This is a genomic window from Sphingomonas sp. BL-S-25 (assembly GCF_055521555.1).
Genome location: NZ_CM145486.1, coordinates 3,728,101 through 3,742,886, shown reverse-complemented (window position 1 = coordinate 3,742,886; position 14,786 = coordinate 3,728,101). Strand labels below are relative to the sequence as shown.

Below are 14,786 nucleotides of genomic sequence, written 5' to 3'. Positions count from 1 at the left end.
CGACGCGTCCTCAGTTTCCGGAGATATCGATCTCGGCGTCCATCGACAGGCCGACCCGCAGCGGATGCTCCTTCAGCTGCTTCGGATCGAGCGCGACGCGCACCGGCACGCGCTGGACCACCTTGATCCAGTTGCCGGTCGCGTTCTGCGCCGGGATCAGCGCGAAGGACGATCCGGTGCCGCCCGAGAGGCCGACGACGCGGCCGCTATAGGTCACCGACCCGCCATAGAGGTCGGAGGTCAGCGTCACCGGCTGACCGACCTTCACCTTGGCGAGCTGCGCCTCCTTGAAGTTGGCGTCGACATAGAGCGAGTCGACCGGAACGATCAGCATCAGCGTCGCCCCCTGGGCCACGCGCTGGCCGACCTGGACGTTGCGGCGGGTGACGATGCCGTCGATCGGCGCGCGGATTACGCTGCGGTCGAGTCCGAGCTTCGCCTGGGCGAGCTTTGCCTGAGCCGCCAGCACCTCCGGCGCGGTCGCGACGGTCGTGCCGTTGATCAGCGCATTGTTCGCCGCCAGCTGGCCGGTAGCGGCGCCGCGGGTCGAGCTTGCCTGGGCGACGCCGGCACGGGCGAGTTCGACATTGGCGCGCGCCGACGAGAAGGCGGCGGTCGCCGAGGTCAGTTCGTCGCCCGAAACCGCGCCGGCGGGTGCCAGCTTGCGGCGGCGGTCGAGATCGACGCGGGCCTTCTCGTAATCGGCCTGTGCCGCGACCAGCTGGGCACGGGCACGGGCGATATCGGCGTCGCGCGCGCCGACCTGGGCGGCCAGCGCGGCGCTGGTCGCCGAGGTCTGGCCGTACTGGCGACGGGCCTGGGCGAGGTCGGCCTCGGCCTGAGCCACGGCGATGCGCGCGTCGCTGTCGTCGAGCACGACCAGGATATCGCCCTTGCGGACGCGCTGGGTGTCGCTGACGCGCACTTCGGTGACCTGGGCCGAAGTCAGCGGCGTGACGCTGGCGGTGTCGGCGCCGACATAGGCGTTGTCGGTGCTGACATAATGGCTGCCGACCAGCACATACCAGCCGCCATAGCCGGCACCGGCGATCAGTACCGCCGCGGCGATGCCGCCCAGCAGCTTCCGCCGCTTCGACTTGCGCTCGACCGGAGCGTCTTCGGCGGGTGCGACGTCGGCCGGGGTGCCGCCTGACGCTGCGCCCTTCGCGCGAGCGTCTTCGGTAGATGCCGTGATGAAAGCGGGATCGGCGTCAGCCATGGTTCGGGTCCTTGCGTGCGGCCGCAGCCGCAGTGTCCTGTTGATCGGTGAAGCCGCCGCCCAGCGCGCGCACCAGCGCGACGTCGAGCGAGAAGGCGCGGGAGTCGAGATCGGCGACCATCGCCCGTGCCTGAAGCACGCGGTCCTCGGCGGTCAGCACTTCGAGGAAGGTCGACAGCCCGCCCTGAAAGCGGAGCTGGGCGACATGATAGGCCTGTTCGGAAGCGGCGAGCGCTTCGCGCGCCTGGCCGAGCCGGGTCGCGAGCGCGGTGCGGCTGGTCACCGCATCGGCGACTTCGCGATAGGCACCGACTACGGTCGAGTCATAGGTCGCTACCGCCTCGTCATAGCGGGCGCGTGCCTCGCGGTAGCGACCGGCGGGAAGGCCGCCGCGGAAGATCGGCAGGCTGATCGCCGGGCCGACCGAGCCGAAGGTCGAGCCGCCGTCGATCAGGTTAGACAGGCCGAGCGACTGGAGGCCGATCAGCGCGCTGAGATTGACTGAGGGGTAGAAATCGGCGCGGGCGACGTCGATCCGCTTGCCCGCGGCCTCAGCCCGCGCGCGGGCCGATGCGATGTCGGGACGGCGGCCGATCAGGTCGGTGGTGACGCCAGCGGGCAGCGCCCCGACCGCAGCCACCCGGGCGGGCAGCGCGATCGACAGGCCGCGATCGGGGCCCTTGCCCAGCAGTGCGGCGATGCGGTTGCGGGTCAGGCCGATCGTCTCGTCGGTCGCGGCGATGTCGGCGCGGGCCATCGGCACCGCGGCATCGGCCTGTTTCAGCTCGGCCTGGGTGTCCAGCCCGGTGGCGACACGATTGGCGACCAGCTGCTGCGTCTTCAGCCGGACGTTCAGTGCCTCCTGCTGGATCGCGCGCTGGGCGGTGAGCCGGGCGAGATCGGCATAGGCGCTGGCGATGTTGGTCGACAGCACGAGCCTGGCCTGCTCCACGTCGACGCGTGCGGCCTCCGCCTCCGATGTGGCCGCGGCCAGCGCGGCGCGGTTCTTGCCCCACAGGTCGAGATCGAAACTGAGCGTCGCGGCGATGCGGCCATTGTCGTTCCACCCCTGCGGCACGAAGTCGCGGGGGATGCCGTTATTGTAGCTCTGCTTCGCCATGTTGGCGCTGGCATCGACGCCCAGCGTCGGAAGGCGTGCGGCGCCCGCCTGCTGCGCGAAACCCTGGGCAGCGCGAAGGCGCGCAGCGGCGGCGGCGAGATCAGGCGATCCGGCCAGTCCCTCGGCGATCAGCGCGTCGAGCTGCGGGTCGCCATAGCCGGCCCACCAATTCGCCGCGGGCCAGTCGGCCGACGGCGACTCGGGCGCAAGCGTCTGGCTCGACTCGACGGTCGCAGCGGTGCGGAGTTCGGGCCGCGGACCGAGCTGCGGCACACTCGCACACCCGGCAAGGAGGGCGGCCGCCAAAGTTACGGTCGCAAGCGTTCGGGGAACAGGATGTAACGTCATTTCCACTCAAACCCGTACTAGGGGGTACGAAAATCGCCCCTGCGCCTGACGACAACGCTTGTCAATATAAAAGTGTACGCTATAGTACGGTGATGCTGAGCGACCAGAAAGCGCCGGGCAGGAGAGAAGCCGCGAAGCAGGAACGCCGCCAGGCGATCCTGGCGGTTGCCCGACATTCCTTCCTCGAAAACGGCTATGCCGCGACGTCGATGTCGGCGATCGCGTCGCAGCTTGGCGGATCGAAAAGCACCTTGTGGGGCTATTTTCCCTCAAAGGAGGATCTGTTCGCCGCGGTGCTCGACGATGCGACCGGTGCGTTTCGTGCGGTGCTGCACGACGTATTGGCGCCGGAAGGGGATTTCGCGGAGACGGTCCACATCTTTTGCCGTCGCTTCATGGAGAAGATCACGCGTCAGGATGCGTTGCAGCTCCACCGGCTGGTCGCCGCGGAGACGACGCGCTTTCCCGAGGTCGGCCGCATCTTCGCCAGCCGCGGACCCGAGCCGACGCAGCAGTTGCTGGCAGGCTATCTGACCGCGCAGATCGCGGCGGGCCACATGCGCGACGAGGATCCGGTCCGCGCGGCCGGGGCGCTGGTCAGCCTGTGCACCGGGCGGTTCCACCACCGCCTGCTGTGGGGAACGGTGACGGTACAGCCCGGGGATGTCGAGGCGGAGGCGGACTATGCAGCGCATGTGTTCCTGAGCGCCTTCGCGGTGGCGTGACCGAACCAGGCGATTTCTGCCCCTCCCCAGCTTGACCGCGCCCGCCGATTTGCGCACACGCCAGCGGGCAAGACGGCCCGACGGCCGCGCGATGCCGGATTAGCTCAGATGGTAGAGCAGCGGTTTTGTAAACCGAAGGTCGCGGGTTCGATCCCTGCATCCGGCACCATCCTGTCCCCTTCCCCCTGTAAGCGCCCTGGACTCGACACTCAGCGTGTCGTCGCCACGATCGCGCGCGAGACGTCGCCCATCAGGCGCATGCGGACCGGGATCGGCTCGCGGGTGCTGGCGATCATCACTGCCACCGCATAGCGCCGCCCGTCGGGAGCGACGAGCAGACCGATATCGTTATAGCCGGTGGACAGCGTGCCGAGATCCTGGCCGGTCCCAGTCTTGTGCGCCAGCGTCCAGCCCGGCTTCAGTCCCGATTTCAGGCGCAGCGGTCCGGTACGGCTGGCGCGCATCAGGGCCAGCAGGTGGCGGGTCGATGCAGGGCTGAGCAGCTTGTTGTCCGCCAGCAGCGACAGGCCGAGGGTGATACCGTTGGCGGTGGCGCCGTCATAGGGGTCGTCGAGATAGCGCTGCAGCGCCTTGCTGCGCGCCTCGTAGCTCATCGCTGCGCGAGCCTGGAGGAAGCCCCAGCCGCCCGCCCATTCGGGACGCCAACGCAGGCCTGCGGTGCGTGCCTGAAGCTCGCGCTCACCGGGACCGAAGCCGACGCCCTCGATTCCCTTCGCCGCGAGCATGCGGCGGATCGCATCCGGGCCGCCCACCTTCCACAGCAGCACGTCGTTGCAGGTATTGTCGCTGAGCGTCATCGCGCCCTGCAGCAATTCGCCGATCGTGGTGCGATAGCCCTCCGGGCCGACCTTGGCGCGGATCGGCTGGTGGAACAGGGTCAGGTCGGACCGTTTCACCACCACCGGATCGGCGAGCGACAATCGCCCTTCGTCGACCGCAGCCATCACCGCGATGCCGACCCATAATTTGCTGACGCTCTGTTGAGGGTGGGGCCTGTCGCCGTTCCACGCGACGCTCCATCCCTGATCGATGTCGCGGACCGCGATCGCGACCTGCCCCTTGAACGATCCGCCCAGGGCCTGGATCGCGTTCAGCAGCCCGGCCGGGGCTTCGCGCCGCACCGGCGCTGGCCGGCTTGTCTGGACGGGGGGCGCGGCCTCGACCGAAATCGGCGGGGGCGACGGCCTGGCCGCCGGAAGCGTGGGCGCAACGCTCGACGGGACACAGGCCGCCAGGGCCGACACGGCCGCCAGCGGGGCGATCAGTTTGAAACGCGGTGCAACGAGCAAGAAACTTTACCCCTTTTTCATCTTGTTAGGCGCTGCGCCACGATCGGTGAAGGCGCCGGTCGACGCCCTGCCCCGCTGCAGCGACCGTTGAACGCCGCCCGGCTCAGCCGTCGCCGACGGTCAGGCCCGCAAAATCGTCATCCACCTTGCCGGCAAGGCCCGGCACCTCGTCCAGCTGGCGAAGGGCGGTGAAGCGGCCTCGCTCCTCGCGGTAGCGGACGATCTCGAACCCGTGCCCCTGGAGCACGGGGACGGCGTCGAGTTCCTCGGCCGAAGCGGTGTTGATGTTGGTCATGCCTGTCCCCCGTTCAGCGGCGGGCCGAACACCGACCAGCCAGTGCGACTGGCGAGCATTTCCAGCGCGCGGACGCCGAGGATCGAATTGCCGTGCTGGTCCAGATTGGGCGACCAGACCGCGATCGAGGCGCGCTCAGGTGCGATGGCAAGGATGCCGCCGCCCACGCCGCTCTTCGCAGGCAGGCCGACGCGGACGGCGAAGTCGCCCGATCCGTCATAATGGCCGCACGTCATCATCAGCGCGAGCACCTTGCGCATGCGCCGCGCCCGATCGGCATCCGCCTCGTCCTCGCCGTTCAGCCGGGTGCGGCTGAGGAACAGGCCGGCGCGCGCAAGGCCGCCGCAATCGACCGAGATGGCGCATTGCTTGGCATAGGACTGCAGCACCTCCTCGATCGGCGCGTTGATATTGTCGTGGTGCTTCATGAAGCTGAGCATTGCGCGGTTGAGGTGCCCGCCTTTGGTCAGGACGTCGTCGTTCAGCTCGATCGGGCGCCCGTCCAGTTGCTCGCGCATCAGATCGATCACCATGTCCTCGCTCGCATGGGTCTCGACGAGCATGTCGACGACAACCAGCGCACCGGCATTGATAAACGGATTGCGCGGGATGCCGCAGGTCCGCTCGAGATCGATTACCGAATTGAACGGGTCGCCGGACGGCTCGCGGCCGACGCGCTCGAACACCCGGTCGCCACAGGCACGCAGCGCGAGGTCGAGCGCGAACACCTTGGAAATGCTCTGGATCGGGAACAGGATGTCCGCGGCACCGGCGGTGATCACGCCATCGGCAGTCGCGATAGCGATACCGAAGGGGCCCGGCTTGGCAGTTTCGTCCTTGGCGTCCGCTTCGGCCTCGAACTTCGCGGCATTCGCGGTAATGTCGTCGGCAATCTCGCCAATCATTTTCTGAAGATGCATCGCGCGGTAACGTTCCGATGCCGCAACGGGTCCCTCGACCGACCCCCATCGTCGCATGGAGGTCGTCCCCTTGATCCACGAGCCGCGATGCGACACAGTTGGGGAATCCCCGGAATTCTGTTGATATCGGGGTCGTTATGGACTGGTCCGACGAACAAGCGGCGCTTTGAAACGCCGTGCTCGTCATTGGGGGATGGAATGCTCGATACGCTTACGGCCGACAGCTTCGAACCGCATGTGAACACCGGTTTCACGGTGAGCATGGACGGTTATGACGACGTGCTGACGCTGGTGGCGGTGGAGCGGGGCAAGGCGGCCGGCACCTCGGCACGCGAGCCGTTCAACCTGACGTTCCACGGTGCCCGCACCGACATGCATTTCAATCAGAACGTCCTGCCGTTCGAGCATCCTGTGCTGGGCAGGATCGAGATTTTCGCAGGTCCGTTCGGCAAGAACGAGGACGGCACCTTTCGCTATTCGGCGACGTTCTACTGACCGCCCCGCCGGCCCCGATCAGGGACGCCAGGTCATCATGATGTCGCCGCCCTCGACGCCGGTCTCGACAAAGCCCTTGCGCAGATAAAGGCGGCGCGCCCGGTTTTCCGGCCGGACATGGAGATGGACCGGACGGTCGGCGCGGCGCGCCTCGGCCAGGACGCGGTCGATCAGCATGCCGCCGATCCCCTGCCCCTTCGCCTCGGGCAGAATCGCGATATCGACGATGCGGCGCCCCGCCATTTCGCGCGCGAGGTAGAGGCGACCCACCGGGACGCCGCGCCGTTCGACGATCGACCAGTCGGCGTCGAGAAACGCCGCGCGATAATGGCGGCGCTGCAAATCATATTGCTGGGCCAGCAGCAGGTCGATCGCCTGAGGCGGCAGGCCGGCCGCGGCGAACTCGTCGATCCGCGTCGATACGAAAAGACGGCGGAGGAATGGTTCATCCTCCGCCGTCTCCGGTCTCAAGTCGATTGCGCGCATCAATTTCGGGCGGGGAACGCACCATAGAGCGCAATGCTATAGTTCAATGCGAGAAAGGGCTGGCGATTCTCGTGCGGCTGGCTGCCGCCCTGAACGCCGACGGTCGCAGGATGCAGCGTCGTATCGCCATTGGTGATGCCATTGCGCCACGCGGTCGCGGCGGAGGTCGCATGGTACATGAAGCGCGACACGAAATAGCCGGCGGTCGGCACATTCGTCTGGTTTGCCGCGGTCGTGGGCTGAACCCGCGTCGTCACGCTGTGTGTGTGGGAGGGCATCTCGGTGCTGAGTAGCGTGTGCGAGTCCTCACCGCCCTGCTGGCCGAGCACGGTCTGAAGTTCGGGACCATTGCCCACGCCGACGGGAATGCGACCGCGCAGATCGGGTAGCGCGAAATTTGTCTGGCCGTTGCCGCCATAGGTGGTGCCCAGGATCGAGAACAGCGCGGTGTTTTGCGCGATCGAAATCAGCTGTCCCGAACAACTCGCCCATTGATAGGGGGGATAGCTGAAGGCGTAGGGCCGGATCTCGCCGACAAAGGGTTCGGTCATTGCCGCTCGCTCCTGTTCAGTTCTGGCTGGGGAAGATGCCGTACAGCGCGATGATGAAATTCACCGCGAGATAGGGCATCAGATTGTTGTGCGGCTGGCTGCTGCCCGAATTGGTGAGCGTGTTCGCGGGCAGTGCCGGCGTGTTGGCCGTGACCTGATTGCTCAGATAGAACAGGCTGTTGCCGACCTCGGGCGAGTTGGGATTGGCCAGGCCGGGGCGCGCAAGCACCTTTCCGTTCGGGTTGGACGTGGTGGCCGGCGTATCCCACGCATTGATCGAATGGGTGTGCGCCGGGAGATTGGCCGTGAGCAGTGTAACCGCCGCGCTACCGCCGACCGATCCAAGCGGTCGCGAGGTCAGGCCCGGTCCGGCCGACCCGTTCTGCGCGCCGACAGCAGCACGGCCGCGATAGTCGGGCAGGCCGAACGTCGTCACGCCGTCGCCGCCGAAGGTCGTTCCGATGAGCGCATAAAGCGTATCGTTCTGCGCGATGGAGAGAAGTTGGCCGTTGCAGAGCGCCCAGCCGACCGGCGCAAAGGTTCCAGCGAAAAGCTTCAGCTGGCCAATATAGGGTTGAGACATGGTGGTTCCCCGATCCTGCTGAAGGCGATGGTCAGTTGCGCGACGGGTACACGCCCTGCAGCGCGATGAAGTAATTCATCGCCTGATAGGGCTGCATGTTCGAGTGCGGCGTGTTCGACCCCGCCGCCTGACCGCCATTGCCCAGACCGACCGTCGCCCCCATGGGATCGGCATAGGCGTTGAGGTTTCCGATCCCTGCGCGGTTGACGTTTGCAAGATAGGCCCCCGCCGGCGACGCACTGTTGCCGTCCTGGGTCGTGACCGCGAGCAAATGGGTGTGCGCCGGCATCTGCTGCGTCGTCAGCGTGACGCTTTCCTGCCCACCGGTCTGCCCGTAATTATAGGTCGGGCCGTTCGGCCGGCTGCCGACGCCGAGCCCTACGCGTCCACGCATATCGGGAAGCGCGAAATTGTTCACGCCGTTGCCGCCATAATAGGTGCCGAGCAACGAGAACAACGCCGTATTCTGATTGATCGCCAGAAGCTGCCCGTTGCAGAACGCCCAGTATCTCGGTGCGAAATTGAACGGCATCAGCCGGATTTCGCCGATATAGAATGACGACATGAGCTCCTCCCGTTTCTTAACGCGGGAGCGCCGATGATCGCGTCTCCCCCATGCCCCGACCGATTCAGGACATGCGGATGGATCGCGGAAAGACAGCCCCCCGGCATTTCCACCCGAACCAATTGCCCCATCGGTCCAGATTGACGCCCCATGTAGGCTGGACGCGCCCCTGCTCGTCAAGCGGAATCTTTGCAGGATTACGCAGATCGGGAGTCGTGACGAACGAACCATTTGCCTTGCGGCGCTCACATGATATTGGACCGCTTCTGCAGGGAATGTGAAGTAATTGGGGGCCTATCGTGATGAAGCATGACCAGACCGAAGCCATGCAGGCAGAGACCGCCCGCCCGCGCTGGCGCGCGCCGCAGCTGAAGGTCGAAAGCGTGACCGAGATGACGGCGATCGATCCGGTTCCGGCACCGCCCAGCGACCCGTCCATCTATCCGGGCCTGGGTTTCAACAGCTGATATCGCGCGGCCGCCACCGGCCGCGCTCCTTGTGCTGACGGATTTGAGTCGATGGGCCGGCTGGTCGGGATCATTCGTCTCGACGGCGGGCCGATCGACCGGTCGCTGATCGAGCGCTGGCGCAAGCCCGCCGGCGAGTTTCGGCCGGACCGCGTCCGCGCCGAGGACAATTGGGCCTTCGCCCAGCAAACCCTCCCCTTTCGTCGCGGCGACTCCGCCGAGCCCCAGCCCTTTCGGGCCGCAGATGACGCGCTGACGTTCGTCGAAGCCCGGCTGGACGATCGCGCGACGCTGCGCGCGAAGCTCGGTTTCGGCGGGCGCCGGCCGAGTGACGAAGCGATGGTCGCGGGGACGGTCGAGCGGGGCGGCCTGGGCGCCGCCGAATCGCTGAACGGCGACTTCTCGCTGATCCACTGGGACCCGAAGACACGCACGCTGAGCCTGATGCGTGACATTTTGGGACAGCGCGGCCTTTATTATCATGTCGATGGTCCGGTGGTCCGCTTCGCGACCTCGTTCCACCTGCTGCTGGCGCTGCCCGAAGTGCCGCGCGAGATCGACGATCTTGGCCTGGTCGATTCGCTGCTGGGCGCGAGCGAGGCGCCCGATCGCACCGCCTGGCGCGGGATCAAGCGCGTGCCGGCAGGGTGCGTCGTCACCCTGACTGCCGATGCAATCCATACCCGGCGCTACTGGTCGGCCGAGGCACTGCCCAAGGTTCGCTTCGCCCGCGACGACGACTATGTCGAGGCGGCGCGTGAGTTGCTCGACAATGCCGTCGCCAGCCGGCTGCCCGAGCAGGGTTTGCTCGCCACGACCCTGTCCGGCGGGTTCGACTCAGCCGCGCTGACCGCCACCGCCGCCCGACTGCTCGGCGCGCGGCGGCTGACCGCCTATACGCGTGTGTCGGGCGCCCCCCATCCCTATCGCGGTGCGCTGGACGACCGTGCCTTCGCCGCAATGGTCGCGGCTCAGCACGACAACATCGACTGGGTGGTGCTCGATCAGCTCTATCAGGCGCCCCGCGATACCGGCAGCGAATGGGAGTCGGCCCGGATGGGCATGCCGACCAATGCCTTTGCCCGCAGCTGGAACGAGCCGATCCACAATGCTGCGACCGCGCAGGGCGCGCGCACGCTGTTCGTCGGCTATATGGGTAATGCGACCCTGTCGTGGAGCGGCTTCGGACTGGCCTATGAGCAGGTCCGCCAGGGCCGGCTGATCGCCGCGGCGCGCGACGTGATCGCGACCGCCAGAGCGGAAGGGCGGCCGATCGCACAGGAGCTGAAGCTGACGCTGGGCGCTGCGATCGAGCCGAGGGCGCTGCGGCAATGGCGGCGTCGGCGCTCATCGACGCATCGCTGGCCGAACCAGGGCTGGCTCGCGCTGTCGCCGGACTTCCTCCAGTCAATCGACTATGCCGCGCATATGGACAGCGTCGAGCATCGCAACCTCGACAGCGTCGCCCTGCCCGGCCGCACGCTTCGCGCCTCATTGCTGGTGGGCGAAGCGCGGCTCGACCAATATGCCTATCTGCGCGGCGAATGGTCTTTCGAGATGCTCGACCCCTATACCGACCGTCGGCTGGTGGAGTTCACGCTGGGCCTGCCCGAGAGCCAGTTCGCCCGGCGCGGCACGCGGCGCTGGCTGGCGCGGCGGGCGCTGGCCGACCGGCTGCCGGCAGAACTGCTGGCCCAGACCCGGCGCGGGCGTCAGATCGGCGAATGGTATCACCTCGCCAGCCTGCGCCGCGAGCATACGATCCAGGCGGTCGAGCGGATCGCGAAATCGCCGCTGGCCAGCCGGGTGCTCGACGTGCCGCGGCTACAGCGACTGGTCAACGACTGGCCAAAAGACGCGGAGGCCGCGCGCGCCAGCGAGGGCGGACACCGTGTGGCATTGCATCAAGGGGTGGTGATCGGATCCTTCCTGTGCTGGTACGAAGGCAATAATGGCTGATCCTGTTCACGATTACGCGCTGTGCGGCTGGCATGTCGAAAGCGCGATTCCCCTGCCCGAGCTTCCCGGCTGGACCGGGGCCGAAGGCGCGCCCGAGGTCGAGTTCGTCCTGGGACCGTTGCCCGACCGGCTCGCCGATCCCGTCTTTGCCACGCCGATGCTCCAGATCGACGGCACTGGCCGCGCGCTGTACCGGATCCCGGCGGTTGCCGCCTTCCTGGTCGAGGGCGGGACGCGGGTGACGATCGACCCGGTGCTCTCCCCGGATGCGCCCGATGTGCGGCTGTTCCTGCTGGGCAGCGTGTTCGGGCTGCTGTGCCATCAGCGCGGCGTGCTGCCGGTCCATGCCGCGGCGGTCGACATCGATGGCGAGGCAGTTGCCTTTGCCGGCGCGTCGGGCGCGGGCAAGTCGACGCTGGCCGCCGCCTTTCGCCGGCGCGGCTTCACCCTGTTCGCCGACGATGTCACGCCGATCGCATTCGACCCGGTCCGTTTCCTCCCCGGCCTGCGACGCATCCGGCTCTGGTCGGACTCGCTGGCGGCGGCGTCCGATTGGGAAGGCCAGCCGATCGAGCGCTGCCGCGACGGGATCGAGAAATTCGCGCGCGCGTTCGACGACGGGTTCCACACCCGCGCGCTGACCCCGCGCGCGATCTTCCACCTGCGCGACCAGGCCGAGGGCGATGTCTCGTTTCGGCGGCTTCAGGGCGGCGCGGCGATGCAGCAGCTGTGCCGGCAGGTCTATCGCTGGCGATCGCTGGTCGCCTTTTCTGGGCAGGCCGAGGCGCTGAGCCGCGCCGCCCGGGCGGCGGGCGCGATCCCGCGGCATTTCGAGCTGAGCCGCAAGATGGAATTCGATCGGCTGGACGACACGATCGACGCGATCGTCGCGACGGTGCGGGCCAGCCGGTGACCGGCGCGGTCTGGCTCGCCTCCTATCCCCGATCCGGGAATACCTGGACGCGGCTGGCGCTCAGATCGCTTCAGGGCGGCGGCGAGGAAATCGGATTTGCCGATATCGGCCGCTTCGGCAAGCTGTCGACCCGTCGCGAGCTGATCGACCGCGCGCTGGAAGTCGATTCGGGCATGCTGACCGAGGCGGAGACGCAGGAATTGCGGCCCGACATGCATGAGGTGCTCTACGCGCATGCCGATCCGCCGCCGCTGGTGAAGACGCACGACGCCTGGCTCGCCACCCCCGGCGGCCGTCCGATCTTCGATGCGCGCTTTACCCATGCCGCCATCTACCTGATCCGCGATCCGCGCGACGTGGTGCTGTCCTGGGCCAGCTTTATCGACTGGCCGGTGGACAACACGATCAATTTCATGGCCAATCCCAAGGCGAGCCTCGGCCATGCGACCGACCAGATCGGCATCCAGGTCCGCCAGACGATGGGCAGCTGGTCGAGCCATGCGCTGAGCTGGATCGACGAGTCCGGGCTCGCGCCGCTGGTGATCCGCTATGAGGACATGCTCGCCGACCCCGCAAACGCGCTGGCGCGGATGGCGGCGCATCTCGGCTGGACGGTCGATGTCGCGGCGATCGACGGCGCGGTCGAGACGACGCGGTTCGACCGGCTGGCAGACCAGGAGACGCGTCACGGCTTCACCGAAAAGGGCACGCGCACCGACCGCTTCTTCCGCAGCGGCGTGGCGGGCGCCTGGCGCGAACAGCTGTCGGCCGAACAGGCCGGGCGGATCGAGCGCGATCACGAAGCGGTGATGACCCGCTTCGGCTATCTCTAACTCGTCAGGCTTCGGTCCAGATAAGCCGGTTTTCGGCCAGCTTGGCGAGGAACGCCTGGGTATCCGCCGCGACAGCATCGGCCGGCCCGTCGAAATGCGCCTGCAGCTCCGCGATCAGCGCATCGACGCGCTTGGGATTTTCCAGCCGGCGCCAGATCTCGCTGCCGACCGCGTCCATGCCGTAATAGCGGCCATCCTCGATGCTGATCAGCACGATCTCGCCATCCACCTCGGTGGCGATGGCGTCGGCGGTGCGGATCAGCGTGGCGGAGGGGGCGAAGGTCATGCGCGCGGCCTAGCAGAGCGGGCGAGCATCAGCCAAGCACCTTGCCATCCTCGACCCGGATCACCCGATCGCACCAGGCCAGGCTCTCTTCACGGTGCGAGATCATCAGGATGGTCGGGCGCGGATCGAGCGCCTTGAGCCGGGTGAGCAATGCCGCCTCGGCCGGCGCGTCGATCGCGTTCGCCGCCTCGTCGAGCACCAGCAGCCGCGGCTTGCGGAGCAGCGCGCGGGCCAGCCCGATGCGCTGGCGCTCGCCGCCGGACATCAGCGTGCCGCGCTCGCCCACCACCGTGTCCAGACCCTGTTCGAGCCGCGCGACGATCTCGGTCGCACCTGCCAGTTCAAGCGCGGCGGCGATCTCGGTATCGCTGACCTCGGGCGTCGCCCAGGTGAGGTTGCGGCGGATCGTGTCATGGAACAGGAAGCCTTCCTGCGAGACATAGGCGATGCGTGTGCCCCAGCCCGACCGGTAACCGCCCTCCAGCGCGACACCGCCGACGCGAACTTCGCCCGATTGCGGCGTCAGCAGGCCGACGATCAGGTCGATCAGCGTCGTCTTGCCCGCCCCCGACGGGCCGGCCACGCCGATGAAGCTGCCGGGATCGAGCGTGAGCGTCGCATCGCTGACGCCGCGGCCGCCCGGATGGCGATAGGTGGCGGCATCCAGCATGATCGGTCCAGCGGGAGGCTCGACCGGATCGGGCTGGCCATCGGCGCCGCGACGGAATTCCGCCTCCATCGCGCGGACCGCCTCGAAACTGGGAAGCGCGAAAACGAATTGCTGGCCGGCCTGATAGAGCTGCATCGCCGGGCCGCTCATCCGCCCAAAGACGAGGACGAGGGTGATGAGGATCGCCGGCGTGACCTGCATCCAGCCGAAGCCGATCAGCACCACGCCGGCCCCCAGCAGGCTGGAAACAATCGCGAAGATCAGCCGCCCGCGTGCCTGACGGCGCTGGAATTCGAGCTGGTTGCCGCGGATCTCGCGCTGGATCGTCTCGAACTCGGCGACGAAGCTTGCCTGGGCGTTCTGGGCGGCCGCGGTCTTCAGCCCGGAAAGGAAGCCGGCGGCGTTGGCCATCATCGCCTGGCCGGCACCGACCAGCCGCGATCCGATCTCTCGCGTGCGATCCTGCGTCGCCAGGAATACCAGCCCGCCGATGCATAGCAGGACGATCGCGACGGCCGCGAGACCTGGCGCCAGCGTGAAGGCGATCGCCGCCTGGATCACCAGCATCGCCCCCAGCACCACGCCCTGGACCATGAAATAGGAGGCGGAACTCAGCCGCTGGATCTCGGTCGTGATCAGGTTGGTGACGCGGGCATGGCGCAGGCCGACGACCTGGCTCCACGACGCCTGGGCCAGCGCCTGCATCGCGCGATTGCGTTCGGATTCGATGAAGCCGGTCTGAAGCCGGCCGATCGCCATGTCGCGGGTGTAGAGGGTGACGGCGCGCAGCGCGCTCAGCAGCACGAAGGCGGAGATCAGCGCGGCCAGTTGCTGAACCGGCGTCGTCAGCCCGACCTCACGCAGCGTCGAGGAGATGACGCCCGAGCCGCCCTCGACCACCACGCCGATGATCGGAACGAGCAGCAACAGTCCGGCACCGTCGAGCACCGCGCCTGCCGCGACCAGCAGGCCGGCGCGAACGCCGCGCCAGCCGGCATAGCGCGCGAACGCCCCGGTCATGCCGCCGACCGCGCGCCGCAA

General features: G+C 67.6%; 17 protein-coding genes and 1 tRNA gene. 7 read left to right on the top strand and 11 right to left on the bottom strand.

The features are described 5' to 3' along the window. Positions 1-10 precede the first annotated feature (10 nt). A complete protein-coding gene (locus ACZ1H8_RS18190) occupies positions 11-1,219 on the bottom strand; it encodes an EmrA/EmrK family multidrug efflux transporter periplasmic adaptor subunit (RefSeq protein WP_465178621.1) in 1,209 nt (402 codons plus the stop codon). After that, complete coding sequence (locus ACZ1H8_RS18185) at positions 1,212-2,687, bottom strand: efflux transporter outer membrane subunit (protein ID WP_465178620.1); 1,476 nt, start codon at positions 2,685-2,687, stop codon at positions 1,212-1,214. Before ACZ1H8_RS18185 ends, ACZ1H8_RS18190 begins: the two co-directional genes overlap by 8 nt. Before the next feature lie 92 nt (positions 2,688-2,779). Here ACZ1H8_RS18185 and ACZ1H8_RS18180 point away from each other — a divergent pair, with 92 nt between their 5' ends. After that, positions 2,780-3,412, top strand: a complete 633-nt coding sequence (locus tag ACZ1H8_RS18180; protein WP_465178619.1) for a TetR/AcrR family transcriptional regulator — start codon at positions 2,780-2,782, stop codon at positions 3,410-3,412. 93 nt (positions 3,413-3,505) lie between these two features. Beyond that, positions 3,506-3,581, top strand: a tRNA-Thr gene (locus ACZ1H8_RS18175). A gap of 40 nt (positions 3,582-3,621) precedes the next feature. On the opposite strand, the gene ACZ1H8_RS18170 is transcribed toward ACZ1H8_RS18175, so the two are convergent. From ACZ1H8_RS18170 to glsA, 3 genes are all read right to left on the bottom strand, one after another. Next, entirely contained in the window at positions 3,622-4,554 is a 933-nt protein-coding gene (locus ACZ1H8_RS18170) for a serine hydrolase (protein WP_465178618.1), read from the bottom strand. A 271-nt stretch (positions 4,555-4,825) separates the two neighbouring features. Continuing rightward, entirely contained in the window at positions 4,826-5,017 is a 192-nt protein-coding gene (locus tag ACZ1H8_RS18165) for a ComEA family DNA-binding protein (protein ID WP_465178617.1), read from the bottom strand. Beyond that, positions 5,014-5,937, bottom strand: coding sequence for a glutaminase A (gene glsA, locus ACZ1H8_RS18160; protein ID WP_465181419.1), 924 nt, complete (start codon positions 5,935-5,937; stop codon positions 5,014-5,016). Before glsA ends, ACZ1H8_RS18165 begins: the two co-directional genes overlap by 4 nt. Positions 5,938-6,135: 198 nt before the next feature. Between glsA and ACZ1H8_RS18155 the strand changes: the two genes are divergently transcribed. Next, complete coding sequence (locus tag ACZ1H8_RS18155; protein ID WP_465178615.1) at positions 6,136-6,432, top strand: DUF6916 family protein; 297 nt, start codon at positions 6,136-6,138, stop codon at positions 6,430-6,432. 18 nt (positions 6,433-6,450) lie between these two features. Here ACZ1H8_RS18155 and ACZ1H8_RS18150 read toward each other — a convergent pair whose 3' ends face one another. From ACZ1H8_RS18150 to ACZ1H8_RS18135, 4 genes are read right to left on the bottom strand one after another with little or no spacing between them, the layout of a single operon-like run. Further along, positions 6,451-6,918: a GNAT family N-acetyltransferase gene (locus ACZ1H8_RS18150; protein WP_465178613.1), complete on the bottom strand. Its 468-nt coding sequence runs from the start codon at positions 6,916-6,918 to the stop codon at positions 6,451-6,453. After that, positions 6,918-7,469 carry a phage tail protein gene (locus ACZ1H8_RS18145; protein ID WP_465178611.1) on the bottom strand — a complete coding sequence of 184 codons (552 nt, stop codon included), beginning with the start codon at positions 7,467-7,469 and terminating at the stop codon, positions 6,918-6,920. Before ACZ1H8_RS18145 ends, ACZ1H8_RS18150 begins: the two co-directional genes overlap by 1 nt. Before the next feature lie 16 nt (positions 7,470-7,485). Further along, the gene (locus ACZ1H8_RS18140; protein WP_465178610.1) at positions 7,486-8,052 is read right to left on the bottom strand and encodes a phage tail protein; all 567 of its coding nucleotides are present in this window, start codon (positions 8,050-8,052) and stop codon (positions 7,486-7,488) included. Positions 8,053-8,083: 31 nt separating this feature from the next. Continuing rightward, positions 8,084-8,617: a phage tail protein gene (locus tag ACZ1H8_RS18135; protein ID WP_110156143.1), complete on the bottom strand. Its 534-nt coding sequence runs from the start codon at positions 8,615-8,617 to the stop codon at positions 8,084-8,086. A 299-nt stretch (positions 8,618-8,916) separates the two neighbouring features. On the opposite strand from ACZ1H8_RS18135, the gene ACZ1H8_RS18130 reads away from it, so the two are divergent. The 4 genes from ACZ1H8_RS18130 to ACZ1H8_RS18115 are packed head-to-tail and all read left to right on the top strand — an operon-like array spanning position 8,917 to position 12,789. Beyond that, positions 8,917-9,084: a hypothetical protein gene (locus tag ACZ1H8_RS18130; RefSeq protein ID WP_181402492.1), complete on the top strand. Its 168-nt coding sequence runs from the start codon at positions 8,917-8,919 to the stop codon at positions 9,082-9,084. A gap of 51 nt (positions 9,085-9,135) precedes the next feature. After that, a complete protein-coding gene (locus ACZ1H8_RS18125; RefSeq protein WP_465178609.1) occupies positions 9,136-11,043 on the top strand; it encodes an asparagine synthase-related protein in 1,908 nt (635 codons plus the stop codon). After that, positions 11,036-11,956: a hypothetical protein gene (locus ACZ1H8_RS18120; protein WP_465178608.1), complete on the top strand. Its 921-nt coding sequence runs from the start codon at positions 11,036-11,038 to the stop codon at positions 11,954-11,956. Before ACZ1H8_RS18125 ends, ACZ1H8_RS18120 begins: the two co-directional genes overlap by 8 nt. Continuing rightward, a complete protein-coding gene (locus tag ACZ1H8_RS18115; RefSeq protein ID WP_465178607.1) occupies positions 11,953-12,789 on the top strand; it encodes a sulfotransferase domain-containing protein in 837 nt (278 codons plus the stop codon). Before ACZ1H8_RS18120 ends, ACZ1H8_RS18115 begins: the two co-directional genes overlap by 4 nt. A 4-nt stretch (positions 12,790-12,793) precedes the next feature. Here the strand turns inward: ACZ1H8_RS18115 and ACZ1H8_RS18110 are convergent, their stop codons facing one another. Beyond that, positions 12,794-13,075, bottom strand: coding sequence for a PqqD family protein (locus tag ACZ1H8_RS18110; protein WP_465178605.1), 282 nt, complete (start codon positions 13,073-13,075; stop codon positions 12,794-12,796). A gap of 28 nt (positions 13,076-13,103) precedes the next feature. Continuing rightward, the gene (locus tag ACZ1H8_RS18105; protein WP_465178604.1) at positions 13,104-14,765 is read right to left on the bottom strand and encodes an ABC transporter ATP-binding protein; all 1,662 of its coding nucleotides are present in this window, start codon (positions 14,763-14,765) and stop codon (positions 13,104-13,106) included. Positions 14,766-14,786 lie beyond the last annotated feature (21 nt).